Below are 299 nucleotides of genomic sequence, written 5' to 3' on the forward strand. Positions count from 1 at the left end.
GGCCCAGCCGGTCCCTGTATACCCTGTGGTCCCCTCGGACCAGTAGCTCCTGTAGCTCCCGTATCGCCTCTGACACCTTGAGGACCTTGTGCTCCGGTATCTCCCTTAGGCCCTTTGATGTTGCCGATTAACGTCTTTGTCATTTACTCACCTCATTCATTTGTAACATAGTACAGATTACCGTCCGAATCGAGCGAGAATTCAGGAGCATCACTTCCGCTCGAAACTGCCCACAAATCTCCGTTGGCATCAACGGTCAGCGTAAAGAACCCGTTTGCCGGCACAGTGACACCGGAATC

Origin of the sequence: Ligilactobacillus sp. (assembly GCF_036846325.1) — a bacterium.
Lineage (GTDB): Bacteria > Bacillota > Bacilli > Lactobacillales > Lactobacillaceae > Ligilactobacillus.